The organism is Mesorhizobium sp. C277A (assembly GCF_040324395.1).
Classification (GTDB): Bacteria; Pseudomonadota; Alphaproteobacteria; order Rhizobiales; family Rhizobiaceae; genus Mesorhizobium.
In genome coordinates this window covers 3,848,317-3,870,427 of sequence record NZ_JAMYVW010000002.1, presented here as the reverse complement: position 1 = coordinate 3,870,427, position 22,111 = coordinate 3,848,317, and the positions used below count along the sequence as shown (strand labels likewise).

The window sequence follows — 22,111 nt, the reverse complement described above, 5'->3', positions numbered from 1 at the left end:
GGTCCAATGGGTGCGCGCATTAACTGTCGAGCGCTTCCAACTCGTCGATCAGGCCGCCGATCACGCCAAGCCCGATCTGCCAGAAGGCGGGGTCGGTGGCGTCGAGGCCGAAGGGCGCGAGAAGCTCCGAGTGATGCTTGGTGCCGCCGGCGCGCAACATCTCGAAATACTTGTCCTGGAAGCCATGCTCGGCGTTCTGGTAGACCGCGTAGAGCGAGTTCACCAGGCAGTCGCCAAAGGCATAGGCGTACACGTAGAAGGGGGAGTGGACGAAGTGCGGGATGTAGGTCCAGAAGACCTCATAGCCCTCACGCAGCTTGATCGCCGGCCCCAGGCTTTCGGCCTGCACCTCGAGCCAGAACTGGCCGAGCTTGTCGGAGGTCAGTTCGCCGTTCTTGCGCTCTGCATGCACCTTGCGCTCGAACTCGTAGAAGGCGATCTGGCGCACGACCGTGTTGATCATGTCCTCGACCTTCTGGGCGAGCATCGCCTTGCGCTCGCGCTTGTCGGTGGTCTGGTCGAGCAGCGAACGGAAGGTCAGCATCTCGCCGAACACCGAGGCCGTCTCGGCCAAAGTCAGCGGCGTCGAAGCCATCAGGGCGCCCTGGCCGCCGGCCAGCACCTGATGCACGCCGTGGCCGAGTTCATGCGCCAGCGTCATCACATCGCGCGGCTTGCCCATGTAGTTGAGCAGCACGTAAGGGTGCGCCGAAGGCACGGTCGGATGGGCGAAGGCGCCGGGCGATTTGCCGGGCCTGACCGGCGCGTCGATCCAGTTGCGGTCGAAGAAGGTGCGGGCGATCTCCGCCATGTCGGGGGAAAAGCGCTGATAGGCCGACAGCACAGTGTTCCTGGCATCATCCCAAGGAATCACCGCTTGCGGCGTTTCGGGCAAGGGGGCGTTGCGGTCCCAGTGGTTCATCACCTCCATGCCGAGCCAGCGCGCCTTCATCGCGTAGTAGCGATGAGACAGGCGCGGATAGGCCTCGCGCACGGCAGACGCCAGCGCATCAACCACGCTGCGCTCGACGCGGTTGGCGAGATGGCGGGAGTCGGCGATGTCCTCAAAGCCACGCCAGCGGTCGGAAATCTCCTTGTCCTTGGCCAGCGTGTTGGTGATCAGCGTGAAGGTGCGCAGGCTCTTGCGGAAGGTTGCGGCCAGCGCTTCGGAGGCGCGGCGGCGGACCTCCCCATCGGCGTCCTGGAGGCGGTTCAGCGCCGGCTCCAGCGTCAGTTCCTCGCCGTCTATGTCGAAGCGCAGATCGGTCATCGTCTCGTCGAACAGCCGGTTCCAGGCACCGCGTCCGGTGATCGATTTCTCATGGAACAGCTGCTCGACCCGGTCCTCGAGCTGGTAGGGCTTGTCCATTCTGAGGTCGAGCACCCAGGGGCGGTAATGGGCAAAGCCGGCGTCGGCGGCGAGGGCTGCTTCGAGCGCCTTGTCGTCGATCAGGTTCAGCTCCAGCGCGAAGAACAAAAGATGCGCGCTGGCGTCGGTCATCTTCTCCTGGATGTCGCCATAGAGCTTTGCGCGCTGCGGATCGGCGGTGTTGCCGGCATAGATCAGGCCGGCATAGGAGACGATGCGGCCGATCAGTTCCTCCAGCGCCTCATAGGCTGTCAGCGCCTCGCCAAGCCTGCCGGCGCTGCCGCGCTCGGCCTCCGCAGCCAGCGTGCCCTTCCAGCGGTTCTCGAAGGCGACGGCATCGGCCGCCGCCTTGGTAAGGTCGCGCTTCAGTTCGGGCGCCTCCATGCCGGAATAAAGATCGGCGAGATTCCATTCCGGCAGGTCGCCGAGTTCCGCCGCGCCCTGACCGGACGCTACCGCCGCAAGCTGCCGACCGAGAATCCTGCTCATCAACAATTACCTTCTGGAATCAAGGGGAAAGGACAAGCCGGTCAAATCCTAAGGAATTCGTTCACCGGGTTTTTTGAAACCTTGTTTAGAACCCTGTGCCAAGATGATCCATGGGAATTTCCCAGGCGGGCAACTCAAATCAGTCATGACAGGTTCCATTCTTATAGTCGATGACGATCCCGTGCAGCGCCGGCTGCTCGAGGCGGCGGTGACGAAATTCGGCCACAGCGCCATCGTTGCCGATGGCGGCGAGGCCGGTCTGAGCGCGCTTGACGGACCCAATGCGAGGGATATTTCGGCAGTCATCCTCGACCTTGTCATGCCGGGCCTCGACGGCATCGGCGTGCTGAAGGCGATGCGCGAGCGCGGCATCACTGTTCCCGTCATTGTGCAGACTGCGCAGGGCGGCATCGAAACGGTGGTTTCGGCGATGCGCCACGGCGCTTTCGATTTTGTCGTCAAGCCGGCGTCTCCCGACCGGCTGCAGACCGCGGTCGGCAACGCGCTCAAGGTCGAGGCGGTCGAGGACGAGGTCAAGCGCACGTCGCGGCGTCGCGGCGGCCACCTGACCTTCAAGGACATGATCACGCACAGCCCGGCGATGGACCGGGTGATCCGCCTCGGCCAGAAGGCTGCGGCCTCCAACATCCCGATCCTGATCGAGGGCGAATCGGGCGTCGGCAAGGAATTGGTGGCGCGCGCCATCCAGGGCAGCGGCGAACGCCGCACAAAGCCGTTCGTCACCGTCAATTGCGGCGCCATCCCCGACAATCTGGTCGAATCGATCCTGTTCGGTCACGAAAAAGGTTCGTTCACCGGCGCCACCGAAAAGCACACCGGCAAGTTCGTCGAGGCGCATTCGGGCACCCTGTTCCTGGATGAGATCGGCGACCTGCCGCTCGACGTGCAGGTCAAGCTGTTGCGCGCCGTGCAGGATGGCGAGGTCGATCCGGTCGGCGGCCGTTCCACCGTCAGGGTCGACATCAGGCTGATCTCGGCCACGCACCGCAACCTTCTGCAGCAGGTCAAGGACGGCAAGTTTCGCGAGGACCTGTTCTACCGGCTCAACGTTTACCCGATCGTCGTGCCGCCGCTGCGCGACCGCGGCGACGACATCCCCTATCTGGTCAAGCATTTCATGGACAAGGTGGCGCCGGCGGGCAATCGCCTGCACGGCATCTCGGATGCCGCACTGGCCATGCTGCAGGCCTATGATTGGCCGGGAAACATCAGGCAGCTGGAAAACGCCGTGTTCAGGGCCTCGGTGCTTGCCGAAGGCGATGTGCTCACGACTGACGAATTTCCGCAGATCCGGGCGCAGGTCGACGGCACCGTCAATCTCGACGCCGATGCGTCCTTGTCGGACCCCGGCATGGCCTTGAGCACCGGATCGCAAGGCGATGGCGCGCAGACTGATGACGCCGGTACTGCAGCTGCCGAGCTCGCCCCTCCGGCCAGGTTGCTTCAGCGTTTCGGCACATTGAGGGCGCTGGACGAGCGTGGCAATGTGCGTGCGCTGGCCGATGTCGAACTCGAAATGATCAAGCTCGCCATCGACCATTACAACGGCCAGATGAGCGAGGTCGCACGGCGTCTCGGCATCGGCCGCTCGACGCTCTACCGCAAGCTCAAGGAATACGGCATCGACCCGGAAACCGGCCGCCTCGACCGCCTTGCCTCCTGAACGCCGAATTCCACAGCTTGCCAACGCAAGGCCGGGACCAGCTTGCCATGCCACATCCGGCGCTGCATAAGGGTTGGGGCGGGAATATGGCTGATGCGGACAGCGTTGTTCACGCATTAAGGCCAGCGGTAACAGATCGTGTAGCGGGAAAAGGCTGAATCTTGATCTAAACCAGCAGTTTACCAAGAAATCCTGTGTATTATTTTTGACGGGATATCGCCACGGTGTTACCGCATTTCGGCTTCAATAAGCGATGATTAACCATTAGGATCGATATTCGGATGTGAGAACCACGCATCCGTTTGGACAAATCCGGGGACAAACGGCAGCCTGCAAGGCCTTTTGATTTGAACAAAGTCGAACGACACAGAAACGGGCGGCGCGATCACATGGGCGTCTGGCCGAGATGGCTGGCAGCGTTGATCGTTGCGTTCGCTTTCCTCGCCGCAACTGCTGCCGGCGCCAGCGCTGAAACGCGCTCGCTCAAGCTCTATCACCTCCACACGCACGAAAAGGCCGAGATCGTCTACAAGCGCAATGGCCGCTACGATCCGGCAGGCCTCAGGAAGATCAACATCATCCTGCGCGACTGGCGTCGCAACGAACCGACCAAGATGGATCCGCGCCTGCTCGATCTGGTGTGGGAAGCTTACCGGCAGGCCGGCGCCACCGACTACATCCAGGTCGTTTGCGGCTATCGCTCGCCGTCGACCAATTCGATGCTGCGCAGCCGCAGCCGCGGTGTCGCCAAGGAAAGCCAGCATATGCTGGGCAAGGCGATGGACTTCTACATTCCGGGTGTGCCGCTGAAAAAGCTGCGCAACATCGGCCTGAAGATGCAGGGCGGCGGCGTCGGCTACTATCCGTCGTCGGGTTCGCCCTTCGTCCACATGGACGTCGGCAATGTGCGGCATTGGCCAGGCATCAGCCGCCAGGAACTGGTCAGCCTGTTCCCCAATGGCAAGACGCTGCATGTGCCGAGCGACGGCAGGCCGTTGCCGGGTTATGACCAGGCGCTCGCCTCCTACAAGGCGCGCAAGGGCGCCGGTTCTCCTGCCATCATGATGGCCAGCGCAGGCGGCAGCACCAAGAAATCCGGTGGCTTCCTGTCCGCTTTCTTTGGCGGTGGCGGCGAAGACGAAGCCGACGACAGCGCCGATGTCGCTACCGCCGCGCCGCCGCCGAGAAGCGTGAAGCCGGTGCTGGCTGCCACGAGCAACAACAACAGCAATCTGCCTGGCATCGCGATCGTGTCGCCGCAGAACGCCAAGCGCGCCAACATTCCACAGCTTGCCGACGACAGCGCTGACGATTCGGAGCCGCAGGACACGCCGGAGACGATCATCGCCGCGCTGCCCGCCAAGGAAGTGCCGCTGCCCGCTTTCGCACCGCGGCCGAAGGCCGATGTCGGCGCGCAACAACCTGAGACCGTGCCGTTCGGCGTGGCCGATGCCACCACCGAACAGACGGTGGCGACGGCGCAGGCGCCGGCCAATGTGCCGTTCGGCACGGCCGATGCGAGCAATGCCGACCAGGGGGTCGATCAAGCTGCCGCTCCGGCGCAGGTCGCGGTCAACGTCCCGTTGCCGACCTGGCGTCCCGACCGCTCTTCGCAGCCGGCTGAGCTTGCGCCGCAGGACAAGGGCGTTCTGCTGGCGCTGGCCGATACGGCTGCCCACAAGCAGACCGCAACCGACGCGTTCTCGGTGCTACCGTCGCAGCGTCCGGACGAGGTCAAGGCGGTTCTCGAACAGGCCAGTGCCGCCGATACAGCCGGTGCTACCGACGACTATCAGGTTGCGTCGCTCGAGCCTCGCTCGGCGTTCAACGATCCGTCAGGTGTCGATGCCGCATCGCCGCGCGGTGCTATTGCTGCCCGTCCCGCCGGTACCGATCCAGCCTCGGTGATCGGCGCCGGCGTCAAGACGACACGCAAGGAAGCAAGGGCTTCGGCCCGCGACCTGAAGCCAGGACCGAAGGCAGTGGTGGTGGCAGCCGAACCGCAGGCGGCGCGCTGGGCGCTGAGCAGCGGCGACAACATCGCCACCGTTTCCAGCCCGACGACAGCGCCGCGCTATGCCTACAACATCGTGCATACGCCGCCGAGCGAGGTCTACACCGCAGGCTTCCAGGCGGACAACCAGATGGCCGATGCCAACCGCTTCACCGGCAATGCCGTAAAATTCCTTTCGGTCGCCCGCTTCCAGACGAAGTAAGAGCTCGACGGGGTAAACATCGAAGCCGCGCTGGGCAACCCGCGCGGCTTTTTGCTGTTGGCGAATCTCCAGCACTGGCTTCTAGCGTCCCGGAATGCTAACCACCAGCCTGCATTCCCGCTTCGTCTAATGGTAGGACAGCGCCCTTTGAAGGCGTGAATCGTGGTTCGAGCCCATGAGCGGGAACCAAAAATTTCAATGCGTAGCAAACCCGGTCGGCGCAGCTGGCGGGTTTTTGTGCCGAGTGCAATTCCGGGAACACTGTGATTTTCCCGGGAAAAGAGCGCTTCCCTTGGGAATTGCGCAAAGACAAAGTAGCGGAGGTTATTTTCCGAGCTTGCTCGCGGCCTTCGCGAGCGCCTCGATCTCATCCCACTTGCCGGCCTTGACCAACTCGTCCGGCGCCACCCACGAGCCGCCGACGCAGACGACATTGGGCAGGCTGAGATAGTCGGCGGCGTTCTTGGCCGAGATGCCGCCGGTCGGGCAGAATTTCACGTCGGCCAGCGGCGAGGCAAAGGCCTTGAGCGAGGCGATGCCGCCGGATTGTTCGGCCGGGAAGAATTTCAGGAACCGCAGGCCGGCCTCGCGGGCAGCCATGATCTCGCCGGGCGTGATGGCGCCGGGCAGCAAGGGAACGTCGCTGTCCTTGGCCGCCGCCAGCAACTCTCGCGTGATGCCGGGGCTGACGATGAATTTCGAGCCAGCGGCCGCTGCCTCGTCGAACTGCTTGGCATCGAGAATTGTGCCGGCGCCGACAATGGCGCCCTCGACCTCACCGGCGACGCGGCGGATCGCTTCCAGCGCATCGGCGGTTCTCAACGTGATCTCGATTGCCGGCAGGCCGCCGGCGGCCAGCGCCCGGGCGAGCGGGACGGCGTCCGCGACATTGGCGATCTTCAGCACCGGAATGACCGGCTGGCCATTGAGCAGCGACAGGAGCGTTTCGGTCTTGCTGAGCATTGGCTTGTCTCTCCCTAGGTGATTTCAACCGATTAGCAGAAGGCCGATTCCGAGTCCACGAAACCCGGCCTGCCGCGATGTCACATGTCGGCCAACGAGCCTGCGGGCGAATACCGACGAAGTGTCTTTAGCTCTGCCTTGAATCCGCTTTGACCACGGTTTAGTGGCTTGGCGATGACCAACCGTGAACCCGTGCGCGTTGCCGCACTCTACAAATTTGCGAGGCTGGGCGACTTCGAGGTGCTGCGGGTCTTGCGCACGCCACTTGCCGCCTTCTGCTGCGGGCGGGGCATCAAGGGCACATTGCTTCTGGCGCAGGAAGGTATTAACGGCACGGTCGCCGGCAGCGAAACCGACATAGCCGACCTGATCGCTTATCTTGAGGCCATCGAGGGTCTTGCCGATCTCGAGGTCAAATACAGCACTGCCGCCGAAATGCCGTTTCATCGCATGAAGGTGCGGCTGAAGCGCGAGATCGTCACCATGGGCGTCGAAGACCTCGACCCGGCGACGGGTGCGGGGACCTATGTCGCGCCGGCCGACTGGAACGCGCTGATCTCGGACCCCGGCACCATCGTCATCGACACACGCAACGCGTACGAAGTGTCGATAGGCACGTTCGAGGGTGCGGTGGATCCACGCACGTCGAGCTTTCGCGAATTCCCGGCCTGGGTGGAAAAACACCGCGACCAACTCGACGGCCGCAAGGTTGCGATGTTCTGCACCGGCGGCATCCGCTGCGAAAAGGCGACGGCCTATGTGAAGTCGCTCGGCTTCGAGGATGTGTTCCATCTCAAGGGCGGCATCCTCAGATATCTTGAAGAGGTGCCGGCCGAAGACAGCCTTTGGCAGGGCGAGTGTTTCGTCTTCGACGATCGGGTCTCGGTGTCGCATGGGTTGACCGAAGGCGAGGCCGAACTCTGCCGCGCCTGCCGGCATCCGCTGACGCGGGAGGACCGGCTGTCGCCGCATTTTTCCACCGGCGTGACATGCCCGCATTGCTACGAGGCACGCTCGGATGAGGATCGCACCCGCTATGCCGAGCGCCAGCGCCAGGTCGAACTTGCGCAGGCGCAGGGCAGGGGACATATCGGCAGTTAAGTGCCGCCGACGCCCTGACTGGATCACCACACGACAGAATAGCGGTCGATCACCCACAGCCATGTGCCGTCGGCCTGCCGGCGCGCGATCTCTGAGGTTATCGATCCGTCGGCAAGCCTGGTCGACGTCAACGCGAGGTCGCCGTTGATGGCCGCCGGGCGCTGCTCGCCGCGCTGGAATTTTCGCCCGCTCGCGGCAAAGGCTTCGAACAAAGCGCGGATCGCCTCGTGGCCACGCGTCAATTCGGCTGCTCCGGTGTCGATGACGGCATCGGGTTGGAACAACGCCACCATGCCGTCAATGTCTCCGGCCCACTGCCGGTCGATCAACAAACGTTCCAGATCCTGCGGATCGCGCGCCGGTTCCCGGCCAGGTTGATCGGTCACAGCAAGGTTCCTCCCTCGGCAATGCGGCGGCGACATTAGCGCAAGCCGAGGCCGGTATCGACACACGGATCACTGATTTGCGGCATTGCCGGCGCCGATAGCAAAGCGCGCCTCCGTCATTGTAATGTCAGTGTGCGGGACCTACGTCTGCAACGTCCAAAACCTGCCCGTCCACGTTGGTGCGGGCCCTTTTCTGGAGGCACCATGTTCGACCCCAAGAAGCTTCTCGACGATCTGCTCGGCTCGCAAGTTCCCGGCACAACCGGCACCGTTCGCGACAAGGCCGGGCAGGCTGTGCAGATGGCCAAGGACAATCCGCTGGCCGCCGGTGCGCTGGCCGCGGTGCTGCTTGGAACCGGCACGGGACGGCAGGTCACCGGCACGGCCGTGAAGCTCGGCGGACTGGCTGCGATCGGCGGTCTCGCCTACAAGGCCTACCAGAATTACAAGGCCGGCAATGCACCCGAGCAGGCGCCGGCGGCCGGCCAGCCGGAATTGCTGCCGCCGCCCGCCGACACCGGCTTTCATCCTTCACAGGCGCCACAGGGGGAGGACGAGTTCACGCTGACCCTGGTGCGGGCGATGATCTCGGCGGCCAAGGCCGATGGCCATGTCGATGACGCGGAACGCCAAAAGATCGCCGGCAAGCTCAGTCTGGCCGGCATCGGCACGGAAGCGGAAAAGTTTCTGATGGCCGAGCTGGATAGCCCGCTCGACCTCGATACGCTGGTCGCAGGCGCCAAGACCGATGAGCAGAGGCTCGAGCTCTACACGGCGTCGCGACTGACGATCGACCCCGATACGCGCGCCGAACGCGGCTATCTCGACCTGCTCGCCGGCCGGCTCGGCCTGCCGGATGCGCTCGTCGATCATGTCGAGGCGACGGTGTCGGCGGCCAAGGTGCCGGTTCCGTCAGGCACGGCGCCGAACCCGCGCTGGTAGACAACGCAGCCGCGGCGGGAAAAGCGTTAACTGCTCGTTTACCGAGGAAGCGCATGATTTTAGTTAGTCGGATCGGCTTTTCCTCCTCCCAAGCCCGGTTCAGATCAGGGGGCGGTCGCCAATGACCGCCCTTTTTGTCGGACCGATCACATAAAGCGCGTGGCGCTTCATGTTTTTGTCCGGATGCATGTCGTTCTCTCAGAACCGGGGCCACTTTTGAGCGACATGCATTAGTGTCCGGCTTGCCATGATCGCCCTCATTTGCGATGGGTCGGTGCATTCGGATGCACCCCGATCTGTGCCGGGGATGCGCGGCGCGCAGGAGCAAAATCATGACAGTCCTCACAGAGAAAACCGCCATCGTCACCGGCGCCGGCACCGGCATCGGCAAGAGCGTCGCCACGGCGCTGCTCAAGGCCGGCTGGAACACGGTGTTTTGCGGCCGCCGCAAAGCGGTGCTCGATGCCGCCATTACCGAGGCCGGGAAAACGGACGCCAAGGCGCTGGCGGTTGCCTGCGACATCAGCAAGGCCGGCGAAGTCGATGATCTGTTCGAGACGGTGGCCGCAGCCTTCGGCCGCGTCGACCTGCTCTTCAACAATGCCGGCATGAGCTACAAGTCGACGCCGATCGACGAGATCCCGGTCGAGGTCTGGAACGATATTGTCGGCGTCAATCTCACCGGATCGTTCCTGTGCGCCCGCGCCGCCTTCGGCGTCATGCGCAAGCAAAAGCCAATGGGCGGCCGCATCATCAACAATGGCTCGGTGTCGGCCTATGCGCCACGGCCGGGCTCGGTGCCCTACACCGCGACCAAGCACGCCATATCGGGGCTGACCAAGACGCTGGCGCTCGACGGCCGGCCCTATGACATCGCCTGCGGCCAGATCGACATAGGCAACGCGCTGACCGATATGGCGCATGCCATGACGGTCGGCGTGCCGCAGGCCAATGGCACCATCGCCGCCGAAGCGGTGATGGACGTCCAGCGCGTCGCCGACGCCGTCGTCCACATGGCCAGCCTGCCGCTCGATGCCAATGTGCTGTTCATGACGGTGATGGCGACCAAGATGCCGTTCGTGGGGCGTGGGTGAAGAGCCGAAGGCCTACCTCTTCAAAAACGACTCGATCCGCTCCAGCGCGCGCAAGATGTTCTCTTCGGAATTGGCGTAGGAGAGCCTGATGTAGCCTTCGCCGAGAATGCCGAAATCGGGGCCGCCGATCAGCGCCACGCCGGCCTCCTCGAGCAGTGCCGAGGCGAGCTTCTTGGCCTTCCAGCCGGTCTTCGAAACATTCGGGAAGGCATAGAATGCGCCCTTGGGCGTGATGCAGGAGACGCCGGGCAGCGCGTTCAGCCCCTCGACCACCATCTTCCTGCGGTTGTCGAAGGCGCACATCATCTTGTCGACATCGTCCTGCGGGCCGTCGATGGCGGCGATGCCGGCGAACTGGCTCGGCGCGTTGACGCAGGACCAGCAATTGACCGCCAGCTTGCGGACCTTGTCGTAGAGATGCCCGCCCTTGTCGCCATTCGGCCAGATCGACCAGCCCATGCGCCAGCCGGTCATCGCCCATGTCTTCGACCAGCCGTTGAGCACGATCAGCCGGTCGCGAATTTCCGGAAAATTGAGCAGCGAAAAATGCGTCTCGCCGTCATAGGTCATGACGTCGTAGATTTCGTCGGAGAGGATAGCGACCTGCGGATGCGCTTGCAGTCCCTTTACCAGCTTCTCGATCTCGGCGCGCGGCGTGACGCCGCCGGTCGGGTTGGCCGGTGAGTTGAGGATTAGCAGTCTGGTCTTCGACGTGATCAGCGCCAGCGTCTCTTCTGCCGAGAAGGCAAAGCCGTTCTCCTCGCGGATCGGCACCGGAATGGGCGCGGCGCCGGTGAACTCGATCATCGAGCGGTAGATCGGAAAGCCTGGGTCTGGATAGAGGATCTCGGCGCCGGGTTCGCCGAACATCAAGATGGCCGCGAACATGGTCGGCTTGCCGCCGGGCAGGATCATTACATTCTCGGGCGAGACTTCGACGCCGGTAGTGGTCAGCGTGCGCCGCACCACCGCTTCGCGCGTCGCCAGCAGGCCATTGGCCGGGGTGTAGCCATGGTGGCCGTCGCGCAGCGCCTTGATCGCGGCCTCGACAATGTGCTGCGGCGTTTTGAAGTCGGGCTGGCCGATGCCGAGGTTGACGATGTCGCGGCCCTGTTGAGCCAGTGCAGTCGCGCGCGCCAACACGGCAAAGGCGTTTTCCTCGCCGAGACGGTCGAAGGCCGAAATCGTGTGGAGCATTTTTCCCGTCCGTGTGGTTCTTGCTGTTAGGTCGCGTTTTTGTGAGCGTCTGCTCACAAAAGTCAAACGGATTGGAGTTTTGCGTGTCGGAAAATCTCAAAGATTGGCAAGCGCGTCCGCGGCCCGAGCGCAAGCCCATTGACGGCCGCTATGTCCGGCTCGAACCGCTGAGCGCCGAAAAGCACGGCGATGGGTTGTACGAGGCGTCGTCCGTGCCCGACATCGATGGACGCTTTGCCTGGCTGCCCGACTACCCGCCGCAAACCCGCGCCGATTTCCAGCCATGGCTGGACAAGGTCGAGGCGAGCGAGGACCCGCTGTTCTTCACCGTCATCGACAAGGCCAGCGGCAAGGTCGCCGGGCGACAGACGCTGATGCGCATCGATCCCACCTATGGCGTCATCGAGATCGGCAACATCTATTGGGGGCCGCTGATCTCGCGCAAGCCGGCAGCGACCGAGGCGCAGTTCCTGTTCATGAAGTATATTTTCGACGGGCTCGGCTATCGCCGCTACGAGTGGAAATGCAACAACCGCAACGAGCCGTCAAAGCGCGCGGCGGAACGGTTCGGCTTCAAGTTCGAGGGCATTTTCCGCCAGCATCTTGTGGTCAAGGGTGAAAACCGCGATACCGCATGGTACTCGATCATCGACAAGCAATGGCCGGCGCTGCGCAAAGCCTATGAGGCATGGCTCGATCCCGCCAATTTCGATGGCGAAGGCCGGCAGAAGCGGCGGCTCGAGGATTTCCGCGCCGAGTTCGGCGCGTAACAGGAGTTTTTTCCGATGGCGCACAGCCATGATCATGGTTCGCTTGCTGGGCATGGCGCCAGCCACCTGCATGGCTCGACCGACAAGAAGCGTGTGCTGATCGCAGCCTGCCTGACCGCCGGCTTCATGGTGGCCGAAGTGCTTGGCGGCCTTTTGACGGGATCACTGGCGCTGCTGGCCGACGCCGGCCACATGCTCGCCGACTCGATCGCGCTTGGCCTTGCCTGGTACGCCTTCCATCTTGGCGGACGGCCGGCGACAGTGCGCCTGACCTATGGTTTCGGCCGGGTCAAGACGCTGGTCGCCTACACCAACGGCATCGCCATCTTCGCCATTGCTTTGTGGATCGTCTACGAAGCCTGGGGCCGGCTGATGACGCCGGCGCCGGTGCTGGGCGGGCCGATGCTGGTGGTGGCGATCGCCGGCCTTCTGGTAAACTTCGCCTCGTTCTTCGTGCTGCATGGCGGCGACCACGACAGCCTCAACATGCGCGGCGCCATCCTGCATGTGCTGGGCGACCTGCTCGGTTCGGCGGCGGCGATCGTGGCGGCGCTGGTCATCCTGGCCACCGGCTGGACGCCGATCGACCCGATTCTGTCGGTGCTGGTCTCGGTGTTGATCCTGTCCACCGCATGGTCGCTGATGCGCGAAGCCGCCCACGTCCTTCTCGAAGGCGTACCGGCAAGCCTCGACCGCGACATCATCGCCAAGGACATTGCCGGCACCGTCAAGGGCGTGCGCGAAGTGCACCATATGCATGTCTGGTCGCTGGACGGCTCCAGCAACATGGCGACGCTGCATGCCTGCCTCAACGATGGCGTCGATCCGCACCAGGCGGTCAGCGCCATCAAGAAGCGGCTCGCCGCCGAACACGGCATCAGCCACGCGACGGTCGAACCGGAATTCGGCCAGTGCGCCGACAGCCATGACGAGCACGATCATGACCACGACCATGGTGCGCCACCGCATCACGGCCATTATCACTGACAGGGAATTTCATGGCATTGGCATCCGAGTTGACGAGTTCCCGCTGTGGCGGGACGGCATGATGGATCGCGACACGCGAAACGCGCTGATTGCCGCAGCCTGGATCATGCTGCTGTTCGGCATCGCGGCGTTCTATCTGCCGACGGTGATGCTGGCTGTCGGCAATATCTCGACCGTACTTGCCGGCATCGTCGGCATCGCCTTCGTGCTGGCATTCTTTCTGGTGTTCTGGTTGCGGGGTCGCAGCCAGAACAAGGGCAAATAAGAGGCTTTGAAATGCGCATCCTGATTACTGGCGCCGCCGGCATGGTCGGCCGCAAACTTGTCGACCGGCTGGCCAAGGACGGCACGCTCAACGGCCGCAAGATCACCGGGCTCGACCTGCACGACATCGTGCCGCCGCAGGCGCCGGCGATGGACGGCGTCAGCATCGCCACGCATACCGGCGACCTTGCCGACGCCGGTGCTGCCGAGAGCCTGGTGGCGTCACGCCCCGACGTCATGTTCCATCTCGCCGGCATCGTGTCGGGTGAGGCGGAAGCCAATTTCGATCTCGGCTACCGCGTCAATCTCGACGGCACACGGGCTCTGTTCGATGCGGTCCGGCTGGCGGGCTTTTCGCCGCGCCTCGTCTTCACCTCGTCGATCGCGGTGTTTGGCGCGCCGTTCCCCGATGTGATCCCGGACGACTTTCATCCGACGCCGCTGACCTCCTACGGCACCCAGAAGCAGATGAGCGAGGCGCTGCTGGCCGACTATTCCAGGCGCGGCTTCTTCGACGGCATCGGCATAAGGCTGCCGACCATCTGCGTGCGGCCCGGCAAGCCGAACAAGGCGGCGTCAGGTTTCTTCTCCGGCATCATCCGCGAGCCGCTGAGCGGCCACGAGGCGATCCTGCCGGTGCCGCGCTCGGTGCTGCACACCCATGCCAGCCCGCGTTCGGCGGTGAACTTCCTGATCCATGCCGCCGGGCTCGACGGTGCCGCTGTCGGGCCGCGCCGCAACCTCACAATGCCCGGCGTTGCCGTCACCGTCGGCGAGCAGATCGAGGCGCTGGAGCGCATTGCAGGCGCCGACGTCGTGAAGCTGATCCGCGAACAGCCGGATGAGACCATCTGGGCGATCGTCAAGGGTTGGCCGACGCGCTTCGAGGCGCGCCGTGCAAGGGACCTCGGCTTCAGCGCCGAAAACAGTTTCGATGAAATCATCCGCGCTCATATCGAGGATGAGTTGGGCGGAAAGATCGCGGGTCAGGCCTGACCCGCCGAGGTCATACAGTTCCGGACAGGCTCGCCGACAACAGCAACAGCCCGAACAGGAAGACGAACGCGGCGCCGCCGATTTCGACGAATGTGTGGATACGGTTGCCCATGCGGCCATCGCCGGCGAAATAGACCGCCCAGTTCTTGGCTGTCACAGCGATCGTCGCCAACGCCGAGACTGTGATGGCGGTGCCGATAGACATCGCCAGCACCGACAGCAGGCCGCCGAGCCACAGGCCGTTGAGCAGCGCGAAGCTGAGCACAATCAGCGCGCCGGAGCAGGGGCGGATGCCGACGGCGGCTACAGCCGACCAGGCCGTGCGCCAGTCGAAGCGGTCGCCCGACAGCAGCGCCGGATCAGGCGCATGCGAATGGCCGCACGTGTCGCAGACCTCGCCGGCCGGTTGATCGTGAGCGGCGTGATTGTGATGAGCGTGGTCGTGATCGGAATGATCGTGCGTGTCGTGGTCGTGCGCGGCGTGATCGTGATGATCATGCGAATGGTCGTGATGCACATGCAAGGCATGCGCCTGCGCCGCGTGGCTGTGACCGGCATGCGAATGGCCGCCATGGCCGGCGTGGGCTGCCGACAGGCTGTAGGCGGGCGCCCTGCCGAACCAGCGCTGGACCGTGGGCCCAAGCTTGCGCCACAGCAGCCAGGCGCCGAACAAAGTGACGAAGACATAGCTCATGATCTCCATGAACCAGGCTGCGTCGGTCATCGAGATGGCGGTGCCGCGCAGGACGAAATAGGCAAGCAGCATCACCAGGATCGCGGTCAGGCCCTGCAGCAGCGCCGAGACGAAGGACAGCAGGATACCGCGCCTGAGCGCCACTTCATTGGCCACCATGTAGGACGAGATCACCGCCTTGCCGTGGCCGGGGCCGGCGGCGTGGAAAATGCCATAGGCGAAGGACAGGCCGATCAGCAGCCACATCTTGCTGCCGTCCTCGCGCATTGCTTTCATCGCCGTGGCCAATGCGCGGTAGAATTCCTGCTGGCGCAGATTGATCCACATCAGGATGTGGGCGAACGGGCCGGTGGTGGGCGCCATGCCGTCATTGACACCGATGCCGAGTGAGCTCTGGGCATGGGCCTGCCCGAGAAAGTGCGTCATCAGCAGGGCAGCGGCCACGAGGCCGAATGCCAAACGCAGGGACGGTTTCATCACCGGATCTATCCTTCTGGCGGGCAATTCAGTTCGAGCTTGGTGGCGAAGATCTTGCTCATGTCGGTGCCTGTCGGGTCGTTGAAGAACGCGTCCGTCAGGGTCTTCTGGTTTTCCTTGATCGCCTCGTCTGGATCAGGCCGGATGACGCTCTTGGTGCAGCTCGAGGGCAGGCCTTCCACCGTGATGTTGCTATCCTCGGTGAAGTCGATCGCTGTGTAGAAGGTTGGATCGTAGACGCCGAAATCGATCTTGCCGGCGAGCTTGATCGGCACCTTGGGTTCGGATTCGAACAGGATGATCAGCTGGTCGTTTTCGAAATTGGCCATAAGATGCGGTGGCGGCGTCATCGGCACGTCCTTGCCGTCGACGGTGACGAGCTGGAAATAATTGAACTCGGCCAGCGAGGCATGAACGGTGTCGGCGACATCCTTCAGCTCCTTGTCGTCAAGCTTCAGGTCGGAGTTCTTGTCGAACTCCATCATCACCGTACTCGAAAACAGATCATCGAAACGCCAGAGGTGACGCAGCGCTTTCACACTTTGGTGATCCGGAGAGAGGATCACGTCGAGGCGGGCCTCGGCGAAGACATGAGGATGCGCGCCAGCCGCTCCGACGGAGGCAAAAGTCGTCGCCAGGGCCGAAGCCAGCATGATTGCGTGCCGTTTCAGATGCATTCTCGGTCGCTGTTCCATCGGCCTCGGAGAGATTTCGAGAGGTTACCAGAAACGGGGCGAAATTGGGACCGCGGCACGGCAGGACCGGCTCAAGCGCTCTCGCGGTTCTTGAACCATTGCACCAGGAAATCGACGAAGACACGGACCTTGGCCGGCAGATAGCGACGGTGCGGGTAGACGGCGAAAATGCCGCTGCCCGACTGGATGCGGTCGTCGAGCAACGACACCAGAAGCCCGGATGCGAGGTCGGGCGCGGCGATGAAATCCGGCAGGATGGTGAAGCCCAGACCGGACACGGCGGCGGCTCGCGCGGCCATCGGGCTGTTGACCTCGATGGGACCCGATACGTTGACACTGACTGACTCCTCGCCATCGCCCCTGAAGCGCCAGTTGGCGAGCGAGCGGCCATTGGTGTCGACGATGCAGGGCAAGTTGGCGAGATCCTGCGGGCGCGTCGGCTTGCCGTGCTTGGCGATCAGCTCCGGCGAGGCGCAAAGCTTGATCGAAAACGGCCCCAGGCGGCGGGCGATCAGCGATGAGTTCTCCAGGCGCGAGATGCGCACGGCAAGATCGAAACCTTCCTCGACCAGATCGACAAAACGGTCGTCGAGATGGATGTCGAGCACGATGTCGGGATGCTGTTTGGCGAAGTCGATGAGCGACTGGCCTATCGGCGCGTCGGCGAAGGTGCGCGCCGCGGAGAGCTTGATCCTGCCGCGCACGTCGCCGGAGGATTCGCGCACGGCGTCGGCTAGGCTGTCGACCTCGCGCACGATTTCCGAAGCGCGGCTGTAATAGGTATGGCCGGCCTCAGTCAACGAGAACTGCCGCGTGGTGCGGTTGAGCAGCAGCGCGCCGAGTTCGTCCTCGAGTTCGCGCACATATTTCGACAGCAGCGCCTTGGAGCGACCGATCTTGCGCGCGGCCGCCGAAAAGCCTTCGGCCTCGACGACGTCGATGAAGGCGCGCATGCGGGTCAGTGTATCCATCATCAGGCCTTTCGTGCCGCATCGAGAATTCGCCGGCCGAGCCGTATCAGGGCAATGTCGCTGCCGGGAGGGCCGAGCAGCGAGAGGCCGAAAGGGGCACCGTCGACCGAGCCCAGCGGCAGGGTGATTTGCGGAAAGCCTGAAAGACCCGAAAGGCACAAAAGATGCAAGGCCCTTTCGCGGTAGGCCTGGAGCTGCTGCGGCTCGCTTTTGACCAGAGGTGCGGGGCCTGGAACGGTGGGCAGGACAAGAAACCCGTCTTGGCCGAGCAAGGCAGCCAGCTCGGAGCGGAAGGTCAGGCGGCGCACCGCCTCGGCCCGCGCGGTCTTTTCGTCGATTGTCCTGCCAAAACCAAAGCGCTCCTCGACGCCCGGCCCGAGATTGCGCTCGCCCGAAATGATCCAGGCGCCATGTTGCTGCCAGGCCTCGGCGGCCTGGAGGCGGCGAAAGCACCAGTAGAGCTCGTCGGGGAAGGAGGCGAAGCTGTACTCTACCGGCGCCGGCTCACCGACAAGACTGGCGGCCAGCGCTCTCATCCTGGCATATTCGGCTGCCTCGGCCGGGCCGGCGACGAAGGCGTCCAGCCAGCGGATCGACAGCGGCCGGTTGAGCGGATGCTGATGCGGGTCGCGGCCAAGCAACAGCTTGCCGATCGTCTCATAGGTTTCGATGTCGTCGGCGAACCAGCCGAACGTATCGAAGCTCGGCGCCAGCTTCATCGTGCCTTCGAGCGAGATGCGGCCATGCGTGGTGCGCAGCCCGATCAATCCGCAAAAGCTCGCCGGGGCGCGGATCGAGCCGCCGGTGTCCGAGCCGGTGGCGATGTCGGCGAGCTTGCCGGCCACCGCCGCGGCCGATCCGGAGGACGAGCCGCCGGTGACGCGGTCGGGGGCAGCCGGGTTCACCGGAAACGGAAAATGCGCGTTCTGGCCCATCAGCGAGAAGGCGAACTCGTCGGTCTGCGTCTTGCCGATGAAGCGCGCGCCGGCATCGAGAATCACCTGTACGGCCGGTGCGGTGCTCGACGCGGCGTGGGACTCGGCGAACTTCACCGGATTGCCGCAACCGGTGCGATAGCCGGCGACGTCGTAAATGTCCTTTACCGCCAGTTTGAGCCCCGCCAGCGGCCCCAGTTCCGCATTGGCGACCGGCATGCGGCGCAGGTCGAGAAAGGCGTTGAGCGGGCCGTGTGTGCCTGGCATCGTTCGATATCCGTATACAGTAGGCCAGCATTGTTCGATGCCGGAAATTTTACAACCTGGGATACGATTTTTATTGATTGTGAAATCTTTCGATCTTATATCGCGCTTGCCCAAAGTCGCACGTGCCTGTGGGTGTCCGCCGATCCTCGAATGGTGAGGGAAATCGGTAAGGTAACTGGAGCTAACCCCTCCAGTCGGTCTAGCGGCCAACCGCCAGCCCGAGGACACCTTGAAGCAACGACGGTGCGGGCCTTTCTGGTGTTCTGCCGGTCGTCCAAAGACCGGGGTTACTGAAGAGGCACACCTTCATTGCCGGCAGTGCGGACGGGTCTCCCATCCAAGCCAAGGCAGACAAAGCGAACCGAGGCCGGGCAAGGCCAAGGTTCACCGCCGCGAGACGGCGTTTCATGGTTCCGGGGTCTCCACCGGCTGGTTCCATGGATTTCCGTCCCGCCTTTGTTTGACCGCGTGTTCGCGAGGCCGAAAGCCCGCGTCCCGCAGCCTTATTGCGCGCCGCAAGGCGTTAATGGAGAGACCCCGATGGCCACCCAGCGCATCCTCGACTTCCTCGCCACCCGACGTCCGTCCGGCCCCTGCCTCGTCGTCGACCTCGATGTCGTGCGCGACAATTTCCGTGCCTTCGAGAAGGCGCTGCCCGATTCCAGGATCTACTATGCGGTGAAAGCAAACCCTGCGCCGGAGATCCTGCGCCTGCTTGCTGCGATGGGCTCGTCCTTCGACACCGCTTCCGTTGCCGAGGTCGAGATGGCGATGGACGCCGGTGCGCCGGCGGACCGCATCTCCTTCGGCAACACCATCAAGAAGGAGCGTGACATTGCACGCGCCTACCAGCTCGGCATTCGGCTGTTTGCCGTCGACTGCGTCGAGGAGGTCGACAAGATCGCCCGCGTCGCTCCCGGCGCGCGCGTGTTCTGCCGCGTTTTGACCGACGGCGAAGGCGCCGAGTGGCCGCTGTCGCGCAAGTTCGGCTGCGTGCCGGCGATGGCCGTCGACGTGCTGCGCCATGCCAGGACGCTCGGCCTCGACGCCTATGGCGTGTCGTTCCATGTCGGCTCGCAGCAGACCGACCTGACGGCGTGGGACCGTGCGCTGGCCGACGCCAAGAAGGTGTTCGCCACGCTCGCCGACGAAGGCATCGTCCTCAAGATGGTCAATATGGGCGGCGGTTTCCCGACGCGCTATCTGCGTGACGTGCCGGCGGCCCAGGCCTATGGCCAGGCCATCTTCTCGGCGCTGCGCAAGCATTTCGGCAATGCGATCCCTGAGACCATCATCGAGCCGGGCCGCGGCATGGTCGGCAATGCCGGCGTCATCAAGTCGGAAGTCGTGCTGATCTCCAAGAAGGCCGAAAACGACAATGTGCGCTGGGTGTTCCTCGACATCGGCAAGTTCGGCGGTCTGGCCGAGACGATGGACGAGGCGATCCGCTATCCGATCGTCACCCGCCATGACGGCTCGGAGACAGCACCTTGCGTGCTCGCCGGCCCGACCTGCGATTCGGCCGACGTGATGTACGAGAAGACGCCGTATCCGCTGCCTCTGTCGCTGACCATCGGCGACGATGTGCTGATCGAAGGCACCGGCGCCTACACGACCACCTACTCGGCGGTCGCCTTCAACGGCTTCGAGCCTCTCCGATCCTACGTGATCTGACGGCTTCGGCCTTCAGATCACCTCAGGCGGACGTTTGCGTCCGCTCGGGTTCGCCTGTGGAACAAGCTCCGCTCGTGAAGGATCGCGGAAATGGACATTGTAAATTACATTGATGGTGCCGTGGGAATCTCCCCCCTTGAGGGGGAGATGGCAGGCAGGCCAGAGGGGGTCGTCTCGCGTGAAGCGCCGGCATCCCTCGTCCACGACGCGGTGTCGCGTCAGGTCGTGCCGACCCCCTCTGTCGCCTTCGGCGACATCTCCCCCTCGAGGGGGGAGAGTGCCCGCGCCATTCCCATCGTCGCCGAAACTGCGGCAGACATTGCATCGCGTGAAGCGTTGCTCGATCGCGCCATGGGGCCGATGCGGCGCAAGAAATCGTCGGAGAAGCTGCGGCGCGGCCGCCGGCCTTCCGAAGGCCTCGCTTTTGTCGTGCGGGATGCCGCCGGCGCGGTTGCCGGCACGGTGCGGCTGTGGGACGTGCGTCTTGGCGAGGGCGGCCCGGGAGCACTTCTGCTCGGACCGCTCGCCGTCGATCCTGCGCTGAAGAACGCCGGCATCGGCTCGGCGCTGATGCACCATGCTTTGGCCGAGGCCGCGCGTCTCGGCCATGCCGCGGTGCTGCTGGTCGGCGATGCGCCTTACTATGGCCGCTTCGGCTTCTCGGCGGAGAAGACCGGCGCGCTCGCCATGCCTGGTCCGTACGAGCGGCACCGCCTGCTGGCGCTGGAACTGATCGATGGTGCGCTCGACGGCGCGCGTGGCACGCTGAGGGCTGCAGGTCGCAAGCTCAAGGCGCAGAGGCTGTCGCTGGCCGCCTGATTGGTCAAAAACAAACGCCGCCGGTCCTTTGCATTTCAGCGAGGGCGGCGTTTTGTTTTTGCGAAGGGCTCAGCCGATCAGTTGGCTGAGCGCCATGGCGACCGACATATCGCCTTCGACCTTTATCTTGCCGGACATGAACGCCATGGTCGGGTTGAGGTCGCCGGCGATCAGCGAATCGAGATCGTCGAGCGACAGCTTGATGGTGCAGTCGGTCGGCGCATCGGTGGTCGAGACGGTCGCGCCGTCGATGACGATGACGCCGTTGCTGCCGGTATCGAACTTCACGGAATGTTCGAACCCGGCGCTCGCCACGCGCGACCTCATCTTCTCGGCAATGTCCTGAACGCTCATGACTGTTCTCCTGGTCTCGTTGCGTTTTGCCGCGCTTCAGTGACCGGCGTCCGCCGAGTCGCTGTCTCGCGCGTGCCGCGATCCTGGTCGCTTGGCGCATATAGCTTCGAGTTGACGTAAACGTCAACGCGCGATGCGTCATCTCGTTTCAGTCGGAAGGAATGCGGCAGAGAACATTCGCCCTGCGACGAAGGTTAGTGTTCAGCAGCGGGCTTCGCCGCCTCGGCCTGGGCCGATTCCGCCGGGGCCGGTTCGGTCGGCGTGGCCGGATCCTTGCGGCGGCGCATGGCGTTGTCGCGGATTTCGTCCTTGGTCAGGAAGTTGACCTGGTCGATCAGCACTTCATGCACCAGGTCGGCGCCGACGCGGGCGTTGACGGTGTCGCGTATGGCCTTGCGGAAGGCATCGAGATCGATGGTTTCCTTCTTGGTGAAGTCGATCTGAGGATTGGAGTAGAGATAGGAATAGACCTGATCGGTCATCAGCGCTTCGGCCGGAATCGACATCTTCTTTATCTCGGCCGGCTCGACCGTGTAGACGAGCTTGGTGAGGAAATAGCCGTCGATCTTGGAATCGCGGATCAGCGGCACCGAGATGATGTCGGTCTTGACGTAGTCGAGGCCACCCAGCATCGGTTTCGGCGTCTCGCCGACGCCGCGCTCACCGGCCGCCTGGAACGAATAGAACACCGCGCCAAGCGTGGCGGCGCAGATCCAGATCGCGGCAGCGATGAATTTGATCACCGGTTGTTCCCGCCTGTTGCCGAG

At 63.7% G+C, this 22,111-nt stretch carries 21 protein-coding genes and 1 tRNA gene; 12 read left to right on the top strand and 10 right to left on the bottom strand.

The features are described from left to right. Nucleotides 1–19: 19 nt before the first annotated feature. Nucleotides 20–1,858, bottom strand: coding sequence for a M3 family oligoendopeptidase (locus NKK52_RS19075; protein ID WP_023683258.1), 1,839 nt, complete (start codon nucleotides 1,856–1,858; stop codon nucleotides 20–22). Between the two features lie 145 nt (nucleotides 1,859–2,003). Here NKK52_RS19075 and NKK52_RS19070 point away from each other — a divergent pair, with 145 nt between their 5' ends. The 3 genes from NKK52_RS19070 (at nucleotide 2,004) to NKK52_RS19060 (ending at nucleotide 5,947) form a co-directional block, all read left to right on the top strand. Next, on the top strand, nucleotides 2,004–3,542 hold the full coding sequence (locus tag NKK52_RS19070) for a sigma-54-dependent transcriptional regulator (RefSeq protein ID WP_023683259.1): 1,539 nt from the start codon (nucleotides 2,004–2,006) through the stop codon (nucleotides 3,540–3,542). Nucleotides 3,543–3,931: 389 nt separating this feature from the next. After that, nucleotides 3,932–5,758: a peptidoglycan L,D-endopeptidase MepK gene (gene mepK, locus NKK52_RS19065; protein WP_023683260.1), complete on the top strand. Its 1,827-nt coding sequence runs from the start codon at nucleotides 3,932–3,934 to the stop codon at nucleotides 5,756–5,758. 115 nt (nucleotides 5,759–5,873) lie between these two features. Beyond that, a tRNA-Gln gene (locus tag NKK52_RS19060) sits at nucleotides 5,874–5,947 on the top strand. A 135-nt stretch (nucleotides 5,948–6,082) separates the two neighbouring features. On the opposite strand, the gene NKK52_RS19055 is transcribed toward NKK52_RS19060, so the two are convergent. Then, a complete protein-coding gene (locus NKK52_RS19055) occupies nucleotides 6,083–6,721 on the bottom strand; it encodes a 2-dehydro-3-deoxy-phosphogluconate aldolase (protein ID WP_023683261.1) in 639 nt (212 codons plus the stop codon). Between the two features lie 174 nt (nucleotides 6,722–6,895). On the opposite strand from NKK52_RS19055, the gene trhO reads away from it, so the two are divergent. Further along, nucleotides 6,896–7,822, top strand: a complete 927-nt coding sequence (gene trhO, locus NKK52_RS19050; protein WP_023683262.1) for an oxygen-dependent tRNA uridine(34) hydroxylase TrhO — start codon at nucleotides 6,896–6,898, stop codon at nucleotides 7,820–7,822. 23 nt (nucleotides 7,823–7,845) lie between these two features. On the opposite strand, the gene NKK52_RS19045 is transcribed toward trhO, so the two are convergent. Further along, entirely contained in the window at nucleotides 7,846–8,208 is a 363-nt protein-coding gene (locus NKK52_RS19045) for a YybH family protein (protein ID WP_023683263.1), read from the bottom strand. A 204-nt stretch (nucleotides 8,209–8,412) separates the two neighbouring features. Here NKK52_RS19045 and NKK52_RS19040 point away from each other — a divergent pair, with 204 nt between their 5' ends. Together NKK52_RS19040 and NKK52_RS19035 are read left to right on the top strand one after the other, a co-directional pair. Further along, nucleotides 8,413–9,150 (top strand): tellurite resistance TerB family protein, encoded by a 738-nt coding sequence (locus NKK52_RS19040; protein WP_023671935.1) that lies wholly within the window; start codon nucleotides 8,413–8,415, stop codon nucleotides 9,148–9,150. A 332-nt stretch (nucleotides 9,151–9,482) separates the two neighbouring features. Beyond that, a complete protein-coding gene (locus tag NKK52_RS19035) occupies nucleotides 9,483–10,244 on the top strand; it encodes an SDR family oxidoreductase (protein WP_023683264.1) in 762 nt (253 codons plus the stop codon). A 12-nt stretch (nucleotides 10,245–10,256) separates the two neighbouring features. Here NKK52_RS19035 and NKK52_RS19030 read toward each other — a convergent pair whose 3' ends face one another. Then, nucleotides 10,257–11,441 (bottom strand): pyridoxal phosphate-dependent aminotransferase, encoded by a 1,185-nt coding sequence (locus NKK52_RS19030; protein WP_023683265.1) that lies wholly within the window; start codon nucleotides 11,439–11,441, stop codon nucleotides 10,257–10,259. 83 nt (nucleotides 11,442–11,524) lie between these two features. Between NKK52_RS19030 and NKK52_RS19025 the strand changes: the two genes are divergently transcribed. Genes NKK52_RS19025 through denD form a run of 4 tightly spaced genes read left to right on the top strand, consistent with a single transcriptional unit; the run spans nucleotide 11,525 to nucleotide 14,458 of the window. Beyond that, the gene (locus NKK52_RS19025; RefSeq protein ID WP_023683266.1) at nucleotides 11,525–12,211 is read left to right on the top strand and encodes a GNAT family N-acetyltransferase; all 687 of its coding nucleotides are present in this window, start codon (nucleotides 11,525–11,527) and stop codon (nucleotides 12,209–12,211) included. 15 nt (nucleotides 12,212–12,226) lie between these two features. Then, nucleotides 12,227–13,198, top strand: a complete 972-nt coding sequence (locus tag NKK52_RS19020) for a cation diffusion facilitator family transporter (protein WP_023683267.1) — start codon at nucleotides 12,227–12,229, stop codon at nucleotides 13,196–13,198. A 58-nt stretch (nucleotides 13,199–13,256) separates the two neighbouring features. After that, nucleotides 13,257–13,463 carry a hypothetical protein gene (locus NKK52_RS19015; RefSeq protein WP_023683268.1) on the top strand — a complete coding sequence of 69 codons (207 nt, stop codon included), beginning with the start codon at nucleotides 13,257–13,259 and terminating at the stop codon, nucleotides 13,461–13,463. 11 nt (nucleotides 13,464–13,474) lie between these two features. Beyond that, nucleotides 13,475–14,458: a D-erythronate dehydrogenase gene (gene denD, locus NKK52_RS19010; RefSeq protein ID WP_023683269.1), complete on the top strand. Its 984-nt coding sequence runs from the start codon at nucleotides 13,475–13,477 to the stop codon at nucleotides 14,456–14,458. A gap of 10 nt (nucleotides 14,459–14,468) precedes the next feature. Here the strand turns inward: denD and NKK52_RS19005 are convergent, their stop codons facing one another. From NKK52_RS19005 to NKK52_RS18990, 4 genes are all read right to left on the bottom strand, one after another. Next, nucleotides 14,469–15,629 (bottom strand): nickel/cobalt transporter, encoded by a 1,161-nt coding sequence (locus NKK52_RS19005; protein WP_198031495.1) that lies wholly within the window; start codon nucleotides 15,627–15,629, stop codon nucleotides 14,469–14,471. Nucleotides 15,630–15,637: 8 nt separating this feature from the next. Further along, nucleotides 15,638–16,306 carry a DUF1007 family protein gene (locus tag NKK52_RS19000; RefSeq protein ID WP_023683271.1) on the bottom strand — a complete coding sequence of 223 codons (669 nt, stop codon included), beginning with the start codon at nucleotides 16,304–16,306 and terminating at the stop codon, nucleotides 15,638–15,640. 89 nt (nucleotides 16,307–16,395) lie between these two features. Continuing rightward, the gene (locus NKK52_RS18995; protein ID WP_023671925.1) at nucleotides 16,396–17,295 is read right to left on the bottom strand and encodes a LysR family transcriptional regulator; all 900 of its coding nucleotides are present in this window, start codon (nucleotides 17,293–17,295) and stop codon (nucleotides 16,396–16,398) included. Between the two features lie 2 nt (nucleotides 17,296–17,297). Then, nucleotides 17,298–18,497 (bottom strand): amidase, encoded by a 1,200-nt coding sequence (locus tag NKK52_RS18990; RefSeq protein WP_023683272.1) that lies wholly within the window; start codon nucleotides 18,495–18,497, stop codon nucleotides 17,298–17,300. Nucleotides 18,498–19,037: 540 nt separating this feature from the next. Between NKK52_RS18990 and odc2 the strand changes: the two genes are divergently transcribed. Continuing rightward, nucleotides 19,038–20,171 (top strand): ornithine/lysine decarboxylase, encoded by a 1,134-nt coding sequence (odc2, locus tag NKK52_RS18985; protein WP_023671923.1) that lies wholly within the window; start codon nucleotides 19,038–19,040, stop codon nucleotides 20,169–20,171. A gap of 147 nt (nucleotides 20,172–20,318) precedes the next feature. Beyond that, nucleotides 20,319–20,990: a GNAT family N-acetyltransferase gene (locus NKK52_RS18980; RefSeq protein WP_023683273.1), complete on the top strand. Its 672-nt coding sequence runs from the start codon at nucleotides 20,319–20,321 to the stop codon at nucleotides 20,988–20,990. A 69-nt stretch (nucleotides 20,991–21,059) separates the two neighbouring features. Here the strand turns inward: NKK52_RS18980 and NKK52_RS18975 are convergent, their stop codons facing one another. Next, nucleotides 21,060–21,344 carry an SCP2 sterol-binding domain-containing protein gene (locus NKK52_RS18975; protein WP_023683274.1) on the bottom strand — a complete coding sequence of 95 codons (285 nt, stop codon included), beginning with the start codon at nucleotides 21,342–21,344 and terminating at the stop codon, nucleotides 21,060–21,062. A gap of 194 nt (nucleotides 21,345–21,538) precedes the next feature. Further along, nucleotides 21,539–22,087 carry a hypothetical protein gene (locus NKK52_RS18970; protein WP_023683275.1) on the bottom strand — a complete coding sequence of 183 codons (549 nt, stop codon included), beginning with the start codon at nucleotides 22,085–22,087 and terminating at the stop codon, nucleotides 21,539–21,541. Between the last annotated feature and the right edge of the window lie 24 nt (nucleotides 22,088–22,111).